The sequence below is a fragment of the Lysinibacillus fusiformis genome (assembly GCF_002845985.1).
Lineage (GTDB): Bacteria > Bacillota > Bacilli > Bacillales_A > Planococcaceae > Lysinibacillus > Lysinibacillus fusiformis_D.
In genome coordinates, this window is sequence record NZ_PDFK01000012.1 from 21,314 (window position 1) to 43,608 (window position 22,295).

At 36.5% G+C, this 22,295-nt stretch carries 24 protein-coding genes and 1 pseudogene; 7 read left to right on the plus strand and 18 right to left on the minus strand.

Going from position 1 to position 22,295, the window contains the following annotated elements:
• Nucleotides 1-6: 6 nt before the first annotated feature.
• Nucleotides 7-1,440, minus strand: coding sequence for an alpha/beta hydrolase family protein (locus CRI88_RS21640; protein ID WP_058845242.1), 1,434 nt, complete (start codon nt 1,438-1,440; stop codon nt 7-9).
• Nucleotides 1,441-1,698: 258 nt separating this feature from the next.
• Here CRI88_RS21640 and CRI88_RS21645 point away from each other — a divergent pair, with 258 nt between their 5' ends.
• Together CRI88_RS21645 and CRI88_RS21650 are read left to right on the plus strand one after the other, a co-directional pair.
• A complete protein-coding gene (locus CRI88_RS21645) occupies nt 1,699-2,451 on the plus strand; it encodes an IclR family transcriptional regulator (RefSeq protein ID WP_058845241.1) in 753 nt (250 codons plus the stop codon).
• Nucleotides 2,452-2,593: 142 nt separating this feature from the next.
• Nucleotides 2,594-3,526: an aldo/keto reductase gene (locus CRI88_RS21650; protein ID WP_036128769.1), complete on the plus strand. Its 933-nt coding sequence runs from the start codon at nt 2,594-2,596 to the stop codon at nt 3,524-3,526.
• A 162-nt stretch (nt 3,527-3,688) separates the two neighbouring features.
• Here the strand turns inward: CRI88_RS21650 and CRI88_RS21655 are convergent, their stop codons facing one another.
• From CRI88_RS21655 to CRI88_RS21675, 6 genes are all read right to left on the minus strand, one after another.
• A complete protein-coding gene (locus CRI88_RS21655; protein WP_036128771.1) occupies nt 3,689-4,627 on the minus strand; it encodes a ring-cleaving dioxygenase in 939 nt (312 codons plus the stop codon).
• A 73-nt stretch (nt 4,628-4,700) separates the two neighbouring features.
• Nucleotides 4,701-5,294, minus strand: coding sequence for an NADPH-dependent FMN reductase (locus CRI88_RS21660; RefSeq protein ID WP_036128773.1), 594 nt, complete (start codon nt 5,292-5,294; stop codon nt 4,701-4,703).
• Nucleotides 5,295-5,432: 138 nt separating this feature from the next.
• Nucleotides 5,433-5,777, minus strand: coding sequence for a YunG family protein (locus tag CRI88_RS21665; RefSeq protein WP_058845239.1), 345 nt, complete (start codon nt 5,775-5,777; stop codon nt 5,433-5,435).
• A 22-nt stretch (nt 5,778-5,799) separates the two neighbouring features.
• Nucleotides 5,800-6,051: a GNAT family N-acetyltransferase gene (locus CRI88_RS23100; protein WP_230593984.1), complete on the minus strand. Its 252-nt coding sequence runs from the start codon at nt 6,049-6,051 to the stop codon at nt 5,800-5,802.
• Nucleotides 6,042-6,263, minus strand: a complete 222-nt coding sequence (locus CRI88_RS23105) for a hypothetical protein (RefSeq protein ID WP_230593986.1) — start codon at nt 6,261-6,263, stop codon at nt 6,042-6,044. The genes CRI88_RS23100 and CRI88_RS23105 overlap by 10 nt, the downstream gene beginning before the upstream one ends.
• 14 nt (nt 6,264-6,277) lie before the next feature.
• Nucleotides 6,278-6,697, minus strand: a complete 420-nt coding sequence (locus CRI88_RS21675) for an Lrp/AsnC family transcriptional regulator (protein WP_036128778.1) — start codon at nt 6,695-6,697, stop codon at nt 6,278-6,280.
• 106 nt (nt 6,698-6,803) lie between these two features.
• Here CRI88_RS21675 and CRI88_RS21680 point away from each other — a divergent pair, with 106 nt between their 5' ends.
• A complete protein-coding gene (locus tag CRI88_RS21680) occupies nt 6,804-7,208 on the plus strand; it encodes a carboxymuconolactone decarboxylase family protein (protein ID WP_036128779.1) in 405 nt (134 codons plus the stop codon).
• An 88-nt stretch (nt 7,209-7,296) separates the two neighbouring features.
• Here CRI88_RS21680 and CRI88_RS21685 read toward each other — a convergent pair whose 3' ends face one another.
• On the minus strand, nt 7,297-7,716 hold the full coding sequence (locus CRI88_RS21685) for an Rrf2 family transcriptional regulator (RefSeq protein ID WP_036128781.1): 420 nt from the start codon (nt 7,714-7,716) through the stop codon (nt 7,297-7,299).
• Between the two features lie 102 nt (nt 7,717-7,818).
• Complete coding sequence (locus CRI88_RS21690; RefSeq protein ID WP_036128783.1) at nt 7,819-8,346, minus strand: cupin domain-containing protein; 528 nt, start codon at nt 8,344-8,346, stop codon at nt 7,819-7,821.
• Nucleotides 8,347-8,467: 121 nt separating this feature from the next.
• On the opposite strand from CRI88_RS21690, the gene CRI88_RS21695 reads away from it, so the two are divergent.
• The gene (locus CRI88_RS21695) at nt 8,468-8,926 is read left to right on the plus strand and encodes an SMI1/KNR4 family protein (protein WP_036128784.1); all 459 of its coding nucleotides are present in this window, start codon (nt 8,468-8,470) and stop codon (nt 8,924-8,926) included.
• A 31-nt stretch (nt 8,927-8,957) separates the two neighbouring features.
• Here CRI88_RS21695 and CRI88_RS21700 read toward each other — a convergent pair whose 3' ends face one another.
• The 7 genes and pseudogenes from CRI88_RS21700 to CRI88_RS21730 all read right to left on the minus strand — a co-directional run bounded on the left by CRI88_RS21700 (nt 8,958) and on the right by CRI88_RS21730 (nt 15,782).
• The gene (locus CRI88_RS21700) at nt 8,958-10,079 is read right to left on the minus strand and encodes a serine hydrolase (RefSeq protein ID WP_036128786.1); all 1,122 of its coding nucleotides are present in this window, start codon (nt 10,077-10,079) and stop codon (nt 8,958-8,960) included.
• Between the two features lie 13 nt (nt 10,080-10,092).
• Nucleotides 10,093-10,611, minus strand: a pseudogene (locus CRI88_RS21705) (DUF4303 domain-containing protein).
• A 538-nt stretch (nt 10,612-11,149) separates the two neighbouring features.
• Nucleotides 11,150-11,593 carry an SRPBCC family protein gene (locus tag CRI88_RS21710; RefSeq protein WP_080717176.1) on the minus strand — a complete coding sequence of 148 codons (444 nt, stop codon included), beginning with the start codon at nt 11,591-11,593 and terminating at the stop codon, nt 11,150-11,152.
• A 120-nt stretch (nt 11,594-11,713) separates the two neighbouring features.
• A complete protein-coding gene (locus CRI88_RS21715) occupies nt 11,714-12,862 on the minus strand; it encodes a sensor histidine kinase (RefSeq protein WP_058845238.1) in 1,149 nt (382 codons plus the stop codon).
• A complete protein-coding gene (locus CRI88_RS21720) occupies nt 12,855-13,547 on the minus strand; it encodes a response regulator transcription factor (RefSeq protein ID WP_036128792.1) in 693 nt (230 codons plus the stop codon). Before CRI88_RS21720 ends, CRI88_RS21715 begins: the two co-directional genes overlap by 8 nt.
• Before the next feature lie 204 nt (nt 13,548-13,751).
• A complete protein-coding gene (locus tag CRI88_RS21725) occupies nt 13,752-14,069 on the minus strand; it encodes a hypothetical protein (RefSeq protein ID WP_101967021.1) in 318 nt (105 codons plus the stop codon).
• 264 nt (nt 14,070-14,333) lie between these two features.
• A complete protein-coding gene (locus CRI88_RS21730) occupies nt 14,334-15,782 on the minus strand; it encodes an Msr family ABC-F type ribosomal protection protein (RefSeq protein ID WP_058845236.1) in 1,449 nt (482 codons plus the stop codon).
• A gap of 537 nt (nt 15,783-16,319) precedes the next feature.
• Here CRI88_RS21730 and CRI88_RS21735 point away from each other — a divergent pair.
• Nucleotides 16,320-17,159 carry a YitT family protein gene (locus CRI88_RS21735; protein WP_036128798.1) on the plus strand — a complete coding sequence of 280 codons (840 nt, stop codon included), beginning with the start codon at nt 16,320-16,322 and terminating at the stop codon, nt 17,157-17,159.
• A 50-nt stretch (nt 17,160-17,209) separates the two neighbouring features.
• Here the strand turns inward: CRI88_RS21735 and CRI88_RS21740 are convergent, their stop codons facing one another.
• Nucleotides 17,210-18,118, minus strand: a complete 909-nt coding sequence (locus tag CRI88_RS21740) for a D-alanine--D-alanine ligase (RefSeq protein ID WP_058845235.1) — start codon at nt 18,116-18,118, stop codon at nt 17,210-17,212.
• 4 nt (nt 18,119-18,122) lie between these two features.
• Nucleotides 18,123-19,571, minus strand: a complete 1,449-nt coding sequence (locus CRI88_RS21745; protein ID WP_036128802.1) for an aminotransferase-like domain-containing protein — start codon at nt 19,569-19,571, stop codon at nt 18,123-18,125.
• A 298-nt stretch (nt 19,572-19,869) separates the two neighbouring features.
• Here CRI88_RS21745 and CRI88_RS21750 point away from each other — a divergent pair, with 298 nt between their 5' ends.
• Both CRI88_RS21750 and CRI88_RS21755 read left to right on the plus strand, forming a co-directional pair.
• Nucleotides 19,870-20,652 (plus strand): ABC transporter ATP-binding protein, encoded by a 783-nt coding sequence (locus CRI88_RS21750; RefSeq protein WP_058845234.1) that lies wholly within the window; start codon nt 19,870-19,872, stop codon nt 20,650-20,652.
• A complete protein-coding gene (locus CRI88_RS21755; protein WP_058845233.1) occupies nt 20,649-22,271 on the plus strand; it encodes a hypothetical protein in 1,623 nt (540 codons plus the stop codon). The genes CRI88_RS21750 and CRI88_RS21755 overlap by 4 nt, the downstream gene beginning before the upstream one ends.
• Nucleotides 22,272-22,295: the final 24 nt, after the last annotated feature.

The window sequence follows — 22,295 nt, forward strand, 5'->3', positions numbered from 1 at the left end:
TAGCAGTCAACCTTTCTGCAACGTAAACTCTGGATAATCCCCAATATTTTGCTCTAATAGTTTAAATGGCTGATGCTTTAAATAATGATTAAAGAAATCCAATGAATAGTCGTTAATCAAACGGTAAGCCTTTTGGATGTCGACCCCTTCCATCCGTTCATAAAGTGGTGAAAACAGATATAAATCAGAGAAGCCCATATGCTTCATATTTTTAATCTTCATCCAATAGTTCCCACCCACAGTTACATACTCATACCGTGGTAGAGTTTCGTTTACAAACTCAATGAACTCCTTACCATCCGTTTCCTTCGCTTCTCTGATTGAGTCATCAGCACTCATCATCATAAATGGCTTCTTCAGCCCATCTGCAGGAACTCGGAGTTTTCCATATAGAACGCCGTCCATATTAAGAGCTGCTTTTATTCTTGAATCTGTCATTAGCATTTGGGTGCTCGTTGCCCCACCAAAGGAATGGCCAAACATACCTATATTCTCCATATCCATTCGACCTGTAAAGCGGTTTTCAGGATCGTTTTGAGCCAACTGCTCTACTTGATCCAGCACAAATTTAGCATCTTCAACCCAACCCTCATTTGCTTTATCTAAATATGCGATTGATTCCGTTTTTTGTGGGACGTAATTTGCTATACGACCATCAGAAAAAACGGAAGTAGTGCTACTATAAGTATGATCTATACCTACCACAATGTAGCCTTGACTGACTAGTTGCTCAATTTGAAAAGTGTTCTGATTTTTATGCCCACTAAAGCCATGAGAGAAAAGGAGTACTGGATAGGTTGTTTCCTGATTAGAAATCTCAGCGTTCTCAATAGCATGTGTCTTGACATAACCAAAATTTGTGAATAAAAACTTCGGTAAATTTAGAATTTTACTATACCCCTCTGCAAAAACAGCAGAATCGGAAATATAAGGAGCCGTATTACCTTTAGCATTCGTATCAGCAGGATACCAGATCTGTACCATTAATTCGCGTTTGTCGCCAAGCTCTGGTGTGAGAGTCTCTTCCCTCTTAGTATCTTCCCAATCGTAGGTGACTGTTCCAATTTGGTACGGACCCGCTGGCTTTTCAAAGGTAAATACCGGAAGAACGATAGGCAGACTAACTGCTATGGCAGAATAAAGTACAGCTAATGTTGAATTCAGAACAACACGTAATCGGCGCATACTTGATTGTTGTTCTTTTTGAACTTTTGGGTTAAAAAAGTGCCTTATCACAACAACAACGAGAAAAAATAATGTCATCAAATAAGTCGGTATCATTTGCCACCGCATCCCTTCAATGATTCCATGGACAAGTAGAAATAGCATAGACATACCACCAGCTATCAGTATTCCTCGCTGTGACTTGTTTCTACCAAAAACTAACCAACCTAGTAAAACAATATTAAAGATGACATAAAACAATTCAATAGACCTCATAATAAAAACCTCCTTGTTTTTTTGATCTTGCTGATTCAAATCAAAGTGTATTACCTCCAGTAAGAGGAGAATCAACAATCAATACAAAAAAACACTGACATTTTTTATAATTGTCCACCATTTTACAAATTTAAGGTTGTATATTATTAAAATAAAAATTGAGCAGTTATAAAAAATTGTCTTTATAATATCAATAAAGAACTATGAATATTTCACAGGTACAGGTTAAATTATTTTAGAAGTTAGGAGAGGACAGAAATGGATTCCTATGAAGTATCGACATTAAAAAAGGGCCTTTTGATATTGGATGTATTACGACAAAAGCATGCTCTTACATTGACTGAAATTATGGAAGAGTTATCACTGAATAAGACATCGGTTTTTCGCATGCTTTATACTTTGGAAAAAATGAATTATGTTAATAAATATAATAAATACTATCAATTAAATCCTCATATTTTTAGAGATGAACATCTATATTGGCATCAAGATATTGAATGGACTTCCCTTGTAGCACCCTATCAATTAGCCCGACAAGAAGAAATAACTACTTATATTGGTATTTTAGAAGATTGTGAAATGGTGATAAAAAATGTCATCAGGGAGCCATTTGAACAACCTTTTTTTCAAGCAATCGATACTCGAACACCCATGCATTCAAGTGCACTTGGAAAAGTAGTCTTAGCTCACCTACCCATAGAAACGCAACATGACATGTTAAATAGTATAAGACTTCATCCACTTACATCAAAAACCTTCTATGATTATGGTTTATTAATTCCTCACTTACAGGTTATTAAAGCACAAGGATACGCTGTTGATAATGAAGAAACCAATCTAGGTAAATGTTGTATTGCAGTACCTATCTATGTCAATAAAGAAGTAATAGGTGCCATTGCCCTACACGGTTCGACGGAGCAAATAAAGAAAGCGGCCATTCGTTCTTTTGTAAAAAAATTAGTCGAGGCAAGTAAAAAATTAACAGCGGAAATTGATTATCTTTTAACATAGGTTTGTATCTTAGAAGATTAATAAGCTATGCTCCTTTGCAATAAAAATGCTTTTGTTTCTATATATGAAACTATTAGTATAGATGTTTGTAAAAATAGGTTTTTATCCTATTCTTGTTATAGAAAAACGAGGAGGTAAGAAGATGAAATTCCATACATTAAAGAAAACTAATATCCGTATTTCAGAAATTGGTCTTGGAACAAATGCTGTTGGTGGTCATAATTTATTTGAAAGCTTAAATGAACAAGATGGAAAGGAGCTAGTGACAACAGCCCTAGATCTTGGAATAACTTTTATTGATACAGCAGACATTTATGGTAAAGGGCGTTCAGAGGAAATCGTTGGGGATGTTTTGAAAAACTATCGTAGGGAAGATTTCGTTTTGGCAACAAAGGCAGCTAAACGTTGGTTTGAAGATGGTACAGTAACAGTAGATAATCATCCAAAATATCTACGACAAGCTTTTGAAAATAGCTTAAATCGCCTCCAATTGGATTATGTAGATCTATACTATTTGCACTTCCCTGATAACGAAACACCTCTTGTTGAATCGATTGGAGAATTATCGCGCTTAAAAGAAGAAGGTAAAATCGGAGCAATAGGAATTTCTAACGTAACATTAGATCAATTAATCGAAGCAAATATGCATAATGATATTTCAGTCTTACAATCTCCTTATAATATGTTAAACCGTTCAGCCGAACAAGATTTACTGCCATATTGTATAAAAAATGATATTTCATTTATTCCTTATGGACCACTCTCATATGGTCTACTTGGTGGCAAGTATACAAAAGATTTTAAACTAGGCGCAGGGGACTGGCGAGTTTCAAACCCTTTATTCCACGGTGAACTGTTTGAACAAACATTAGTTAAAGTAGAGGCGTTAAAGGAAGTAGCAGCAGAAAAACAAACAACATTACCAAATCTGGCTCTTGCTTGGTTATTAGCCCAAGACGGTGTTGATGCCGTTATCCCAGGAGGAAAGCATAAAAGCCAAGTAGCTATCAATGTGGAAGCAACGGATGTCCTGTTAACAAATGAAGATTTAATGAAAATAGAAGGAATTTTATAATAAAAAATGAGAAAAGAGAGGATTTTTGCAAATTCGCTCTTTTCTCATTTTTATTATATTTTAGCTTTGTGCTCTATCGCAATTTTAGCGTAGTTTGACTGTGCAATTCTGCTAACAGCCTGTCATTTTCTTGGATTATTGGAAATTAAGCGACTCCTCTTCTTAATCCAATTTACGCACTTTAATCGGGATTAATGTTCTTTCTAATTGTTCACGATGCTGTTCGTACTGAAGTGGCAACATTAATTGGCTACCCATTGTCTCAGGTGTTTCGTCATGAGCAAATCCAGGAGGATCTGTAGCGATTTCAAATAGAATTTCGCCAGGGTCACGGAAATAAATCGCATTGAAATAATTACGATCTTTGACTTCCGTTACATGCTGTCCATGGTTCATCACATACTCTTGCCATTCTAAATGATCCGTATTATCTTGAGCTCTCCACGCAATATGGTGAACCGTTCCTACACCCATTTGACCACGTACACCTGCTACTGTTTTTAAATCTACAGTATTACCAATAGCTGCACTTGATTTATAACGAGTATAGTCACCCTCTGTCGCTACCTGTTCAAGGCCCATCACTTCTGTTAAAACTTTTGCCGTTTCTTCAGGATGACTTGAGTATAGTGTAGCTCCACCAAAACCTTTAATAGCAACCTCGGGTGTTACCTCACCAAATGTCCATTCATTGAGCTCGCCTTCCGCACGTGCAACTAGTTCAATATGCAAACCATGTGGGTCGTCCAATTGAATGACTTGCTCACCAAAGCGTTCAGCTTTTTGGAAGGGAATCGAGAATTTTGCTAAGCGATTAATCCAAAATGGAAGTGCCCCTTCTGGTACAACATACGTTGTAACGCCAACTTGGCCATCACCAATACGTCCTTGATAAGCATCTGCCCAAGGGAAGAAGGTAATGATTGTGCCTGGTTTTCCACCTTTATCGCCAAAATATAAATGATATGTGCCAGGATCATCAAAGTTTACAGTTTGCTTCACTAAACGTAAGCCCAACACACCTGCGTAAAAATCAATATTCTCTTGTGGATGCCCTACGATGGCTGTGATATGGTGAATACCTGCTGTATGTTTTTTCATGTTAACAAGCCCTTTCGACTATTTTTCTCACCTTTACTGTGCCCAACTACGTCCTACCTCAAACTGGATAAGCTTAGCGAATTGTATATAAAGCTTTAGACCATGGGATTAATTGATCTAACATTTGGTTCACTGAATCTGATTGTACTTCCTTTGGTTTAAAGTCTGTTCCATTTTCAAAATCTGTGAATAAGGATAATGCTGGGTGAACACGTACATCTGCAATTAATAGCTCTCCCATAATGCCACGTAGATGTTCTGCTGCACGAGCTCCACCTACAGAACCATATGACACGATTCCTGCTGCCTTGTTATTCCACTCAACACGTAAATAGTCTAGTGCATTTTTTAAGGCCCCTGTAATAGAGTGATTATATTCTTGTACGATAAACACAAATCCATCTTGTTTAGCAATAATTTCTGACCAAGCCTGTGCACCCGAAGCATCTTGCCCTGGTTCGCCTAATAATGGCAATTTATAATCAGCAATATCGATCACTGTATAGTTTGCGTCACCACGTAGATCTGCAATTTCCTTTACCCATTGTGCTACTTGAGGGCTTACACGTCCCTCACGTGTCGATCCAATAATAATACCGATATTTAATTCTGCCATTGTTTGTTCCTCCTCTTTTTTTGAACTAAATAATTTATTCAAAAAACCCATAATTGTACCTCCTGACGAAAGCTAAAGGTTCGAATTCATTTATCTCGAAATTGTTTATCTTGAATTCGAGATAATAATAACACGATATTTTTATCAACGTCAACAACTTTGTTTTTAAATTTAAAAAGGCAGAGAAAATTAACTCTCTACCTTCCCTAAAAGCTTATAAACCTGTGATTTTAAATAGCTATATTGCCCATCATTGGTATCATGAAAAGCCTCTGTCCTATTTGAATCAATATCCTGATAGTCGATTATGTATGAAAATTGCTCCTCCGTAAAATCCATTCTTACGCCATTAATGACATTATAAAAGTGCCAGCCCTCCTTGAGAAATGTCTTTCTAATTTCTCCGCCAAGAATATCCTGCACCACTAATGAAGTAACGCCACATTGCCCTTTTGCAAGGTTATCCAAGCTCCATTTAGAACTTGATTGGCTTGACCATAATTTTCTTAAAGCGTTTAAAATGTCTTTTTTCATGCTATAACTCCTCTCAAACACTTTAAAATGGGACTTCATCCATTTTTATTGGTGTTGAGTTCCCTGTAATCCAATCATCTTTAATAGCACTATAGACAATACTATCTGTCACGGTACCGTCCTCATTTTCCCAAGCATTTCTTAAATAGCCCTCGTTCACAAAGCCAGCCTTACTAAAGCATTTTCGCATCCCCATATTATCGGCTCTAGTATAGCCCTCAATACGAATCTTACCTTTTTCGCCAAATAGATCAATGAAGTGCTTTAACACCATATCCTTACTTCCACATGAATAAAAAGAATCCCGACTTTTTCCCCTTCCTCAAGTAGCCAATGTGTTTCACGATCGTTCTTATAGTAACCCTCCACATATGCAGCTCGAATGGACTCTTCTTTTACCAGTGGATTCGTGTGATACAACCATTTATTTTGAGTGAGTAACTGTACTAAATCATCAATTTCTTCTTCAAATAATTTGAATTCCATTAATAGCTCCTTTCTTAAATGTCCTCACATATATCAGAAAAAATAAAATTGGTTTTTGTATGTGCATATGGCTGTAATACATCAATAAACTGCTCAACATCAGAAAAAGTTTGAAAATGCCCTTTTAATAAAAAACATGCCTCACCTGATATTCGATAACAAAAATCTATCGTTGTATACGTCTTAATAAGATCTTTAAAATCTGCATAGCGGTTGTTTTTTATTGTCGCCTCAATGATAGCCTCAACTGGATAGCCTAATGCCTTTTTATTAATAGCCAAAGTATATTTTTTTATGACTTCCTGTTCCTCTAATTGCCGTACTCTTTCACGAACAGCTGGTGCCGATAAATGTACTCGTCTCCCTAATTCACTCATAGAAATACGACTATCCTCCTTTAATTCTTTCAGTATCCTTTCATTAATGAAATCCATTATGGCAATACCCCTTCTTTTTAAAAGGAAACGATTATAATTTCCTTCGAATTCGCATATTAACTTCGTTATTCATATTTTACACTAATGAAAGGAGGGATGTTTGATGACACTTATTCATTTACACGACAAGGGCTTAACGCCATTTCAACAACTATTAGGCTATAACGAGGGAATTCAGCTGCACTGGCAACAGTTGGGGGAGGTACTCGAAAAAGACGGGCATCTATCCGCTTCATTAAAAGAAGAGGTTCGAAAAACATTAGCTCAAAAAAATGGCTGTCAGTATTGTAAGGCAAAAGGCAAACCAGATCCACAATACTATGATGAGAAAACAGCCGTATGTACAGGTTTTGCAGAAGCATTCTTAGCTTCAAAAGGTCACACTGCGGCCAATGTCACAGCTGTATTAAAGGATTATTTAACAGCAGCCGAGATTAGCGAGCTACTAGCATTTATTTGCTTCGCGACAGCACAGCAATATTTTGGTGCTCTTATGCAATTAAAATAACGGAACTAGGGGTCTTCCCTAGTTCCTATCCACCAATTTGAACGTTCTATCCATCACATTTAGTGCTGTATCCACCGCTTTATGCATGCTATCCATCTAAATCGATTTTATTAGCTATATCTATAATAAATTGCTTACTAAGCTCCTCTTTCATATTATTCTCAGCATCCACCATCACTTGTTCAATGAGACAGCCTTGATGATGAAAGACATCTTCATGGTCTGAAGCACAACTAAATAATGAGGTTTGTCCTTCAATCGCATAAATCACATCTAAGAAAGAAATTTCTTGTGGACGCTTAGAAATACGGTAACCACCGTTGACACCTGGATTCGACTCAATTAAACCTGCCTTCACAAGCTTTGTTAATATTTTCGAAAGATAGGTTGGTGATAATTTCTGCATTTCTGCTAGAGACTCTACGCTCATTGATTTCCCTTTAGGATTGAGCGTTAAAAACACCATCGTATGTAACGCATAATTTGTTGCTTTTGAATATTTCATCATTAATCACCTCCATTCAGGACTATTACTATCTGTAATTAAAACACATTCTACCATATATCAAGAAAAAAGCATGTTTTGCAGAAAAACACGCTTTATGATTTCTTATTCACGCTGCCCATAGCCTTCTTCTTCAGCCATGGCATCAGCCTTTGTCGTATGAACAGTTCCAAATGGATGGTTTGGTGGTGCATAAATTGTGTAAAGCTTTAGCGGTTTATTGCCTATATTCGTAACATTATGCCATGTCCCTGCTGGCACCATAATGGCCATATCTTCAGACACGTGTCTTTGGAAGTTTAAATAATCTTTACTTGGTCCCATCTGTGTAACGCCATGCCCTTCCTCAATACAAATAAATTGATCGACGTGAGGGTGTACTTCTAAGCCAATATCTTCCCCAACGTTAAGGCTCATCACAGTTACTTGTAAGTGTGGCCCTGTCCATAGTACTGTTCGATAATTTTTGTTGTGCTTTGTAGTCTCTTCAATGTTGACAACGAATGGTCCTGATCCAAAATCATTCTGGACATTACTTCTTGGCACTCGTTCTTCCTGATTTGGATAGGCCCAATAAACAGGTTGATAACCGTAATTATACAGTAGATAATTACCGTAATAAGGGTGGTACATGTAACTCAATCCTCTCATACATGATAACGCTATATTATGCAGTTGAATGAAAGAAGGTACTCCGTTTGCACGTTGAATTATTAATGGAGTGCTATTTATAAACAGATTGGAGGTAGCTGCCATGTACGCTAGATTAGCAGAAATGCTAGCAAGTACTACGGCGATTAAATGGTTTCCTGGACATGATGTTGAAGATGATTGGATTGTAGAAGCTGAAGTTGAATTAGGGTTCAGCTTACCACCATCCTATTGCTGGTGGTTAAAAAATTATGGCAATGGGCAACTGAATGGTGGATCTATTCTCACAATCGGTCAACCAGCATACAGAGACATCGATCATACAGATATTCTTTATATACATCGTCTTAACTTGGCTGACAAGGATTGGTGTAAACAATATCCGAATAGGTTAGATTTATTTGTTCCAGACGCAGACGAACTATATTTTTTTAATACATCATCAAAAGATGAACATGGTGAGTTTTCAGTTATGTGCTTTGACTTATTGAATGACATGATTTATGAATATGCTTCTACTTTCTCAAAGTTTCTCGAAAAATTAATGGATGAACGGAGCTAATAGTGTGAGTTGCCATATCTATAGAGGCAACTCACAACTCAGAAAACTCCCTTTTAAGACGCTTGCGAAACTTATCATCTGTCAGAAATTTCAATTGAAAACTATTCATACTATTAGATAGTTTAATTTGTTCCATTGTATTTAAGTCGTTAGCAAAAAGGGCAATTTCCGTTTGATTCCCTTCTTTATCTTCCGCATAGGCTGCTAGTGTTAAGACAAATGCAGTCGATCCACCCTTTTGACCTGCATGTGTTAGCCATTCTTGATTTTTAGGATTCTGCATCAACTGTTCCATTACGGGATCTAAGTATTTATGTACCTCTGCACTGAAGAAATTTTTATTATTCAATTTTTCTAAAATAGAGATGTAATCGTTTGTAGTGGCCCTTATTAAACGGTCAGACCATATCTTTTGAAAATCCATATTGAGCAGTTTTTGTGCCTCTGCTTTCTCCTCGTAAGTCAAAGGTTGCTCTATCCAACTGGCGTGAATAGACGATGCACGCTCACGATATTCAGCCATATCCATTTCTTGCAAAGCCGCTAATGTTTCTTTTTTCGTTAAATTTTTTTCTTTCAAGACTTGAACCGGGATATGGAGTGCACTGACGATTGGATATAATGGTTCATGATCCTCTACATGTAGCTGTGTAAGCACATCATTAATCGCTTGAAAACCTAATACATGCATTAAATATTCCGTATTCGCATTGGAACTATAAGCAATCATACCACTTGCGACTTCACTTAAAGGTACATGATCCACACCCTGAAGGTTTAACTGCGCTAACCATGCTTCATGTGCACCTCCATCCGTTTTAGGAATATAAAATACCTCTAACTCCTTTAGATCGACCTGTTGCTGAGGATTAATGCGACCCTCTGCTGCTTGCTGTGCATAGGCTATAGCGACGATGATTTTAACTGTACTTGCTAATGGCAGCTGTTCCTTAGTGTTTAATTCCACCCAATATTGTTGATTGCGTTGAATGGCTACGGAAACATTTTTATCAGCTCTATGTTCCTTTATAAATTGAACAATATATTCTGGGTCGTCCTTCTTAATCTCTTTTTGAAACTTCCAAAAGACAATACCTATTACTAACCCTGCACAAATTAAAATGCCACCCATCATCCAATATAATTTTTTCACTTTCATCCCTCCATCACTCGTCTGCTTCCACCAACCATTGCTGCAATGCTGTAGACGACTGGTTTAATTGCAACGCTATTTCTATGTTTACTTCATCTGGGGGCATCACTTCCACGAGTATACAAATAGCGTCTCTTGTTTGATTCAAGGCAAATAGTCCCTCCTCATCAAGCTTTTTCATGGCTAATTCCATTGCTGTTAGCCGGAATGTCAATTCTTGCTGCCATTTTTCACCCCCAAGGACATTGATATTAGGTCGGTCATTCAAGTACTGACATACATTTGTAAAATACTCTTCACCGAAGCAACAATAAGGAGAATCTGCATAAGACCATTTGATAAGAGCAGCCTTTTCAGATTGAGAGTTGTTGCTATTTCTTGCCTATTTAGTAGCTTCCCGCCCCAATGCTTCCCACGACCAAGCTGAAACGTTCGGAGCATGCCCTTCGCCAGTTGTATATAGCGTACAGTAATAGTCCCGCTCACCATTTTTAAATAAATTCAGAAATGATTTTCTTGCAGCATTAACAATTTCCTCTACTAAAGTCTCCGGTAGGCATCATAACTATGAATATCTCCTTTAACTTGCTTTAGGTATATAGAACGTGTTATCGACGGATAGCACCTTTTTCAATTTGATAGTAAGACACAAAAAACCATCTCTAATCTTCATTTAGGTGGTTTTAAATGTTTCAATTTAGTCATCGACCCTTCTTGAGAAATAAGACTAATGCTAATGAAGCCAAAAAGAATAAACTTAGATGGAAACTAACCAAATTAGCAATGTATTGAATGTAATAATGAGTATTAAGTATTGTACTTTGTTGTCGCATTAAAGTAGAAATAATTGTTGGACTAAATAACGAAATAACAGCGATAACAATTATACAACTTGAAAACATTTTCTTATCCAAAAAATCACCTACCAATTCTGTTCAGAAGTATCTATAGGTTTTTGAATAAGATGCTCCCACTAGTTTTCCTGCAACTCCACTCCCAAGACTCATCTCTCCTATAGTGGTAGCAGCATTTAATAAAGTTTAAGGTCATTGCATTGTAAGCTACATACACTAATGAATTAACGAAGCTCTTAAACTGCTAATGCCATTTTCTAAATATCCTTTGAGGCATGTTAACATATAAACCCAACCCTCTTTTTGCCCCATCATTTTTGCCATAATCTCTGGGTCATGGGCATTAAACCCTGACTCTACTACAGTAATAATGGTTTCGCCTTGTAATTCTTCAAGAGTGATGGTAACCATCGTCACTTCACCATGCTCTTCACCCCATACAAACATAATTTTTTCATTAGCCTCCATTTCCAGCACAGTGATTACACCCTCAGCATGATACTCATCATATCTAAGCGTAATCCTTTTACCCGCTCCCCATCTTTCAGAGCTATCAGAGAACCAATAATGCCCAATTTCAGTAGGAGAAATAATGGCTTCAAAAACTTTATGGACTGGCTGCCTGATTTTTAATTTCGTCGTCACATCCGTATTCATCATCGATCATCATCCTTTTTGTAATATTTATCTACACATTCTTCGCCAAATTTTCCCTTTTACCTCTCTAATAATAAAAATTAACTAAAAAAGTGTGATTCCCCTAATGGTAAAATCACACTTTTATATTGGTAAAATGATCTCAAATGTTGTACCGACATTTAATGTACTTTGGACGTTTACTTTCCCATGATGCTTTTCAACGATGGTTCTGACAATAGATAAACCTAACCCAGAGCCACCCAACTCACGGGCTCGGGAGTGATCGACACGGTAAAACGGCTCAAAAATATAGTGTAGCTGATCATTTGGTATCCCAATTCCTGAATCTGTAATTGTAATATGAGTAGCTCCATTCTTAACCTGTCCACGAACTTCAACCATTCCATTCTTGTGGTTGTACTTAATCGCATTTTCAATCATATTAGAAAAAACTCTATAGAGTAATGTTTGATTTCCCGTTATCGTTTTCACGTCAATATCTACAGAAATAGCGATATTTTTTTCTATACATAAAGGCTGTAATTCTTGTGTAATCGTGTCTAACATTGCTTTGAGCTCAATATCATCAGAAAAATGTTCCGTTTGCTCATAAGCTAATGTTAACAGATCGTTCACAACCTGGATGAGCCTTTGTGTGCCTTGCTCTGTCACCTCTAAATTTTCCTTATAATCTTCTACTGTTGGTGATTTTTCCAGTTTTAAAACCTGGATACCTGCCTTCATGGTTGTTAGTGGTGTTTTCAATTCATGTGCTGCATTTGCGGCAAAGCTCTTTTGGTACAGAAACGATTTTTCTAGTCGATCTAGCATGTGATTAAATGAAGCTGTAAGATCCCCTATTTCATCTTTTGTAGAAATATGTTCGATACGTTGAGCTAAATTATGTTCGCTTATATTTCCGATTTTTTGACTAAGATCATGAACTGGCTTTAAAGCTCGACCAGCCACTACATAAATGGTAGCTATCCCTGCTACAATAATAATTAACATCCATATGACACTCTGATTGATAAATTTCTTTTTCGCTTCTCTTACATCCGTAATCTTTATTTGAGCAACGATATCATGATTCATCTTGGTTTCTACTGTCGCCTCATCTATGATTTCTTTGTGAAGCCTATTTTCTTGATTGAGTATCGTTGTCGTAATAGGTTGAACAATTTTTTCCTCGGCACTATAAATGGATAGGAACGTTAACAAAATTGTAACCACTACAAAAATACAGCCAGTTAAAAGGGTCAGCCTCATTCTTAATGTTAAGTTATTCATATGAACCTCTATCATTTTCTGCAATGATATAACCTTGTCCTCGGATTGTCTGAATCACTTCTATTTCCCCCAAAACATCTGCCATTTTTTTTCGTAATGAATGGATATGGAACTTGAGTGAATTTGAAAATAAATCCGTTTCACTGTCCCATACATGCTCTATCAACTCCTCTGAGCTAATGACTTTATTTTGATGTAGCATGAGATATTCTAGAATAGCATATTCCTTTTTGGTAACATGTATCATCTCACCATCCACTAAAACTATTTTCTTTGAGCTATCAAGTGTTATATTTTCAAAAGATATAATGGCGCTTTTTTGACTAAAAGACCGCCTTAATAAGTTGCGTATACGCGCATCCAACTCTTGAAAATCAAAGGGCTTTATTAAATAATCATTGGCTCCACAATCAAGACCCAATATTTTATCATGAATAGCTGAACGTGCTGAAAGGATAAGTATTTTCACATCCTCGCTCTGAACTCGAATCTGCTCTAACACCTCTATGCCATCCATTTTGGGTAGGTTTAAGTCCAATATAATAAGGTCATATTCATTGATTTCGAATAATTCTAATGCTTCCTTACCATCAAAAGCTGTATCAACGGCATAGCCAGATTTCTTTAACCCTTTAGAGATGATCCTGGATAAGACAGCCTCATCTTCGACCAATAAAAGTTTCATTCGTTCTATCCACCTTTAAAAATCAGACTTTTTTAACGACCCGTTAGTTTCATAAATTTTGCTAACAAACAAGTCCTACCCCTTTGTACTAGAATAGCCTACTTGAATGAGCTTTTAAAATAATTTAAGTCAACTAACACTTGTCTCTTTTACCTTTACATAGTAAGAAGCTTGTTTTGAAAGATCAAAACAAGCTTCCTTTCATTACTTTTCCTTTTCCCCGCCATCAACTATTGTAGTTGTCATCATCACAGCACCCTCAGGAATAGTTGGCATTTCACCAGGTTCAAAGGTTTTTACGCTCACTTTTACTGATTCTTTTTCATCTACTTTTGTTTTTTTCATTAACAAGCCTTTAGGAACCTCCTTTTTCTCTCCAGGCTTAAGTATCTTCACATCAGCCTTGATTGATTGTGCCCCTTTTTCATTCTCATCATTTGAAGAAGCTAATGCAGAAAATGAAAAACCACCTGTTAATAAACCTAATGCTAGTGTTCCTACCCCTAATGCTCTTAATTTCATAAATATCCCTCCAAGAAAATGATTTGTAACAATGGTTACAGACCAAGTATATTGATTGCTAGGTTAGAGGAAGGTTAGATTTTATAATAATCGATGATTTCTTTTACATTCCTATAATGTTCAAAATTTCGCTGACACATTTGTTTTGAATATCGATCATCATTCCTTTTTATAGTGTATTGACGTTTTATATACTCTTCTTATGAATATAAATTCAATAAAAAAAGGTGCGATTCTCCTACTGATAGAATCGCACCTTCCCATTTAAAATATTTTATTACTTTCTATAGTAAACTGTAAATCTGCTACATTTGCGATAAAATTCTTATCATGTGTCACGAAGATGATTGTTCCCTCATAAGCCATTATAAATTGCTCTAGCGCCTCTAATGCTTGAATATCTAAGAAGTTGGTTGGCTCATCCAGTAACAGTATATTAAAGTTCCCCAAAAACAGATAACAAAGCTGGAGTCGTATCGCTTCACCACCGCTTAATAACTTCACACTTTTTTGTATATCATTTCCTACAAACTGCATGGAATTTAGAACACTTCGTAGAAAACCCTCATCGTAATCAGAGCGATTTTTTAAAAATTGGAGGACCGTTTCCTCACTTTTAAATTGGTAGCTCATCTGATGAAAATAGCCTATTTTGGCCTTAGGGGAAATGGTTAACCCATCCCCATAGTTTGCAATATGTTGTAGTAATGTACTTTTTCCACAACCGTTACTACCTGCAAGCGCAATCTTTTTACCTAATGGTATTTGGAAGTTCACTTTATTCAATAGTAGTTTCCCTGGTACGTGTAAAGTGAATTGCTCTGCCATAATCGGAAATTTATTGTGTAGTTCCAAAGCTTTCGATTGTCGAAAAACTATTTTTCTCTCTACCTGTACCGCATCTACTTTCTGAAGCTTCTCTATGCGATGTTCTATCGCTTTGGCTGCACGTTGTACGCTTTTTTGACTCGTACCTTTGGACTTTGTCATAAACATACGATTCGGTTTTGCATGAGCTTCTCTTTTTGACATGCTCCCTGCTTGGGTAATTTTTTCAGCTTTTCTCATTTTTTTATCAACAGCTTGTTCAAGACGACTTCTTTCCTTCAAGTATAAGTCATGCGCCTGACTTTGTTGATCTCGCTCTACCTGCTTTTGCTGAGCATAATTACTATAATTTCCAGAATAAATATTTATTCTGCCCCCATCAACCTCCCAGATCGTTGTGACCAATTCATCTAGTACAGCACGATCATGGCTAATTAGTACAAGCGCTCCATAATAATAACGCAATTCATCCAGTAAAAACGAAATACCCTCTTGATCTAAATGTGTTGTTGGTTCATCAATGAGCAGTGCTTCCTCATAAGAAGAAAGTAATTGTGCTAACTTCAATCTCGTTTGCTCCCCACCACTTAGTCCTTCAGAATATGGAGGAACAGCTAATTTTCCTAATAACTGTGCCTCTACCTCTACGAACGTTGGTGCTTCCATTTGTTCAAAATATCCAAAATGAACATGACTCTTTAACATCCCACTCGTCGGCTGAATTTTGCTAGCAAGTAACTTCATTAATGTACTTTTTCCAGCACCATTTTTCCCAACGATGCCGATCCGATCGAATTGGTGAATAGCTAATTTTTCAATGTTTAAAATTTCTTTATCTAAATAATTTACGATTACATGCTCTAATTCAAAGCAAATTTTCTCCATATTGCTACCTCCCGAAAATAAATCATTTCGTATCGATAGCTATGGTATCGATACGAGCTTTTAGTTAAAGCCCGTATCAAAAGAATAATAGCATATGCATTCTACCTTCCCCCTTATTGGGTAAATAAAAAACACAGACAATGTGCCTGTGATCTAAGTAACTGAGATATATTAGGAAAGTTGTCTCACTAAATAAAGGCGTGAGCTCCCTTTGTTGTGTTATGAAAGATGATTAAAAAAGGACAGACTATCCCGTATACTCTGGTTTCACAAACAGAGTTATTGACCCTATTCAGTTATTGGTTCAAAACGGTAAAACGTAGTCTCATTGAATAGCCCATTTTTTTAATCCTCCTTAAAAGTGTTATGATTATTATAAATATTTTTCCCAATTAGTCAAGGTCTCCCAGACTAAAGACATACAAAAAAAGGTCGATATATCATAAATGAACATTACAAAAAGTATATCATTTGGTGAAAACCTGATATAGTATGGATTTAAGAAAAAATCTAAATTGATATGGTGGTGTTATGTGAATGAAAAAATACGTAATGGATATTTTAATGATTATGCTTGGATCACTGCTCTTTGCCCTTGCAGTTAACTTATTTGTCATTCCGAATGATTTGGGTGAAGGCGGCGTAACTGGCTTAACAATTATTGCCTATTATCTTTTCGGATGGTCTCCGAGTATTGTCAGCTTTATCATGAATGCAGCTTTACTAATGGTTGGCTATAAATTCCTAAATAGACAAACAACAATCTATACTATCATTGCGGTCTCTTTCCATTCTTTATTCTTACATTTAACAGAATCTTGGTCTATTTCCTCAGATGAGATTATCGTAAATACGATTTTTGGTGGCGTATTTGCCGGGGTTGGTATCGGCTTAATTATTAGAGTTGGTGGTACAACAGCGGGTTCTACGATTTTAGCTAGGATTACCAACAAATACCTTGGCTGGAGTATTAGCTATGGACTTTTATTCTTTGATTTAATTGTTGCTTTTTCATCTTATTTTATCATCGGTGCAGAGGCATTAATGCTAACGATTATTATGCTCTATGTTGGTACAAAGGTGATGGAATTTGTGATTGAGGGCGTTAACCCTAAAAAAGCTGTTACTATTATCTCAAAGAAACCAGAAGACATTGCTGGACAGGTGACTGCTTATATGAACCGTGGAGTTACTGTTCTTTCAGGTCATGGCTATTATACAAAGGAACAAAAAGAAATTCTGTATATCGTCATTAGTAAACAAGAAGTTGTGAAGCTCAAAAAAATCGTCAAAGAAGTCGATAAAGATGCCTTTATTGCCATTCATGATGTAAGGGACGTTTTTGGAGAAGGCTTTATTGAACTAGCAAAATCTTAAGACAGTCAAAACACCTTTTGTAAGTTACAACAAAAAGGTGTTTTTTCTATTTACCTATTTCTATCGATCTGTAAGGAGCTTTCAATAATACTGTCCAATAGTGCTGGATAACTGATGCCAGCAGCCAGTGCACTTTTTGGTAGAAGGCTATTTTGCGTCATCCCAGGCAATGTATTAACCTCTAACACATAAGGGACGCCATCCTTAATTAACATATCTACTCTAGCATAAACACTGCATCTTAAAGTCTTGTAGCTTAGCATCGCAGCTTTTGCCACACGATCATGAATCGCAAGTGGGAGTTCCACAGGCTCCTCTATTGTAGAAGCATCATCATATTTCGCCTGGTAGTCAAAAAATACTGCCGTATGTTTGATTGAAAGGACTGGCAAAAGCTTCTCATTGAGGATTGGGCATGTAATTTCGTCACCAATCAAGTACTGCTCAATAATGATTTCGTTATCCCACCTAAATACCTCTGCTACAGCAGTCAATAAGGCACTCTGATTATGGACAATTTGAACACCTACACTAGAGCCACCAGCATTTGGTTTCACTACAAGCGGATAACCAATAAGTTCTATATCCTGTAAGGGCAGCTCCTCTCCTTTGATGAGATGTATCCAATCTGGTGTTGCGACACCTTCATATCGCAATATTTTTTTAGCCATATTTTTATCCATGCACAAGCTACTTGCTAGAAGACCACTTCCTGTATAAGGAATACCCAATGTTTCTAGTACCCCTTGAATCGTACCATCCTCCCCAAACTTTCCATGCAGTGCTAACAAAGCGACATCAATGCCACGCACCTTATCAATTACCTCTTTGTTGTCATCTAAAGTAATGGCAACAACCTCATATTTTTGCGTATCTAATTGAGCGGCCATTTCTTTACCTGTCATAATGGAAACCTCCTTTTCAGAGGAAGTACCTCCCATAATTACGCCAACCTTCATTTTCTCAACCCCTCATATCATTTTTCAATGTATCACCTATGATTTGAATACCACGAACAATATCGTCATCTGCTAAACGAGAAAAACCTAAACGAAATGTATTACTGCCTTTCCCATTTGTGAAAAATACATCTCCTGGGTAAAACACTACGCCCTTGTCATAGCACTTCTCCAGTAGCAGACGTGCATCAATTCCCTCTTCTAGCTCTATAAAAAGATGGAGCCCACCATCTCCTGTGATTCTACTAAACGGAATGAATTGCATACAGGCTTGACGAGCAAGCTCATATTTTTTTTTATAGACAGACCTTGCCTTCTTTAAATATTTTTCAAAATAGCCATCCTGCAAATATTGATATAATACCGCCTGATCGAGTGTTGACGTATGAATCGTTCGAGCTCTTTTCATGCTTTCTAAGCAGTCGATTAACGCCTTATCTGCTAAAATCCAGCCAACACGTAAGCCTGGGAAAAGTATTTTAGAAAAGCTGCCAATATAGACAATGTTATTACCTTTACCACTAAAAGCGATCAGCGGCGCCAAATGAGCGCTTAAATACCTTAATTCCTCATTAAAGCCATCCTCTACGACGGGAATTTGATATTTTGCAAAAAGCTGAAAAATAGCATTCCGTTTTTCTGAGGAAGTAACAATTCCAGTAGGATTATGATAAGACGGAATGAGATAGGCAAAATCAAATTCTTTTGCTGCTAAGGCTTTTTCCACCTGGTCCATATCAATACCATCATCTTTCATATCAATGCCATGTATCTCTAACCCATGCAAACGGAAAAGCTTTAATGCTGCGTGGTGTGTAGGATTTTCACATAGTACACGCCCTGATTTTTTAGCTAAAGAGGACAATAAAATATCTAGCCCCTCTGTAAAACCATTTGTAATGACAATATCTTTATTAGAAATGTCTACACCCTTCAATTCCATATAACTGAGAAGATAGTCAATTAAAGGCTTATAGCCCTTTGCATAGCCATAGTTTAAGACAACATCTCCTTCAATCGACATTCTTGTAAGAAACGCCCTTTTGAAATTTTCAACATCAAAAAGCTTTTCTTCCGGGGCAATACTAGTGAAGGAGATCATTCCTTTTTGCCACTGTATATCTTGTCGTAATAAATCAATTTCATCTGCTAATAAAGTGGTTGCATTCAGCCTTTGCTTCCAGTCCATTTCAATAGACGCTGTTTTCAATGGCGTGACCTTCCCTACAAAATGCCCTATTCCCTTCTTTGCATAGATGATGCCATCTAGCTCTAATTCGGCATATGCGTTCAAGACCGTATTTCTACTGATTGATAATAGCTTACTAAGTTCACGGGTAGATGGAAGCTTTTGATGTTCTAACAGATGCCCTTTGACAATCATATCTTGAACATAATCCTTCAATTGCACATAAACCGGACGTTCATCCATAAGCTTAAAATCACTAAACACTTCCTAACCCCCTTGCTTCATTTTTTCATAACCCTTGCCAACCTAAAAGGTCCACCTATTATGTAATTTCCAGTTAGAGTGGTTGCTCCTCTTTCTATCATATTTCAATAGTATGGTGTGTATATCAAGAAAACCCTACGCTATGTAGCATGAAATATAGGAGTTTAAAATTTATCATATACAGTTAGACAAAGCTAGAAACGAACTGTTTTCATTTTAACAAGAGGAATAACCTCCTGTTTATTATGCTATAGTGTATTTATGGGTAATTTTTCAAAAATTAGAAAGGAGCTATGAAATGGATGAAATTTTAACGATTACGAATTTAACGAAGAGTTATGGAAACAAAGAAATCTTGAGGGGGATTGACCTTCATGCAGCTAGAGGGGAAATCATCGGTTACATTGGTCCTAATGGCGCTGGTAAAAGTACGACTGTAAAACTTATTCTAGGGCTAGAAGGTGATTATGGCGGAGAAATTAAGCTCTTTGGAAAAAGCATAGGGCAAGATCATATTGATTATAAACGAAAAATTGGCTACGTTCCCGAAATCGCTGATGTTTATGACAATTTAACAGGCTATGAGTATTTAACCTTTATTGGACAGCTTTATGGTTTAGAGCTAGAAGAGGCGGCTGACAAATCCAAATCACTAATGGAATTATTCGGGGTTGGTGAAGCATACCATTCTAGAATTTCCTCCTATTCAAAGGGTATGCGCCAAAAACTACTCATCATTGCAAGCCTTATACATAATCCAGACCTACTATTTTTAGACGAACCTATCAATGGCTTAGATGCAAACAGTGTCATGATTTTTAAAGAAATTTTAACGCAGCTGGCTGCCAACGGAAAAACCATATTTTACTCATCTCATATTATGGATGTGGTTGAAAAAATCAGTAGCCGTATCATTCTTCTGTATGAAGGAAAAATTGCAGCAGACGGAACATTTGCCCAACTACAAGCAGATAATACCGAAGGAACATTAGAAAGAATTTTTAACCAGTTAACTGGATTTCATGAGCATCAGGAAATCGGAGAGAAATTTGTGTCCATCGTCCGAGGAGTTCAATCATGACAGATTTCAAAACGCTACAATTGCTTGATAAATTCCGACTGCTCTTTGTAAAAATGGGCATTGATTATGACGTGATGAGAAAAATTCTTCATATTAAATTAACGATGGATGAACGTAAAGTACCAACAATATTTAATCAGAATAAAAAGAAAGAGAACCAAAAATACGGCTATATTAAATCATTGTGGATTTATGTTTTATTTGGACTTGTACTCATCCCACTTATGGGATTTGGTGAAAACTTTCTTTTTCAACTGAGTATTGCCTATGCCATGATCATATTTTTAATTATGACATCCCTGATTTCTGATTTTTCTTCTGTACTTTTAGATGTACGGGATAAAAGCATACTTTCAACCAAGCCTATTTCAGCTAAAACAATCAATGCAGCTAAATTTATGCATATTTTTATTTACTTATCTTATTTAACACTTGCCTTAACAGCTATCCCACTGATAGTCAGCCTTTTTACTCAAGGAATTGTATTTTTTATTTTAACGGGTCTTGAGATTCTACTCATGAATTTACTGATTGTGGCATTCACAGCCATTTTGTATATTGCTATTTTACGCTTCTTTGATGGCGAAAAACTGAAGGATATGATTAACTATGTACAAATTGCTTTGTCACTCATGCTGATGATTGGCTATCAGGTTCTTATTCGATCCTTTGAATTCGTCGATTTAAATATGACCGTAACATTTCATTGGTGGAGCCTCTTCCTTGTACCGATGTGGTTTGCCGCTCCATATGAATTAATACTACATGGTGATACATCCTTATTAACAGTCATCTACAGTATTTTAGCACTGATTATTCCTATAATCTCAATAGGAATCTACATCAAGCTCATTCCAACCTTTGAACGCAATCTTCAAAAGCTACTTAGTACAAGTAAATCAAAAAAAGAGAAGAACAACCGACTTAAGTCCCTTCTATTAACACTCGTGTGTAGCACACATGAAGAACGAGCTTTCTATCGCTTTGCCACTCTTATGATGAAGCAGGAGCGAGAGTTTAAGCTAAAGGTCTATCCGTCTTTAGGTTTTTCATTTATTATTCCTTTTATTTTCATGTTTACGTTTAATAGGTCCGAAGAAGTTGATTATGCTCTTAGTATGAGTTACTTAAATATTTACTTTAGTATGCTCATTATTCCTTCTGCTGTGCTTTTTCTTGGTCACTCTGCTAAATATAAAGCGGCGTGGATTTATAAAACACTCCCGCTTAAAGATTATACAGACTTACAAAAAGGTAGCTTGAAGGCATTTTTAATCAAATTGTATATTCCGTTATTTTTAGTACTAAGTGTAATCTTTAGCTATATTTACGGCATTCGAATTATCCCAGATTTACTAGTAGTTTTAGTAACAAGCTGGTTGTATACTATTATTTGTTTCGTCACGATGAGCAATAAAATACCTTTTACTAAACCATATGATGAAGTTGGAGATGCTCAAGGCTGGAAAACTATGTTGTTATTCATCCCTTTAGGTATGCTGGCAGGTCTACATTATTTAATTGCTAGTCAGGTACCATTCGGCTCTACTGTATATTTCATTGTGCTTCTCCTCATCAATATCGTGATATGGAAGCTGGTTTTTAAATCGGAAAAATAACTACAAAACGGCTTGAGTCCCTTA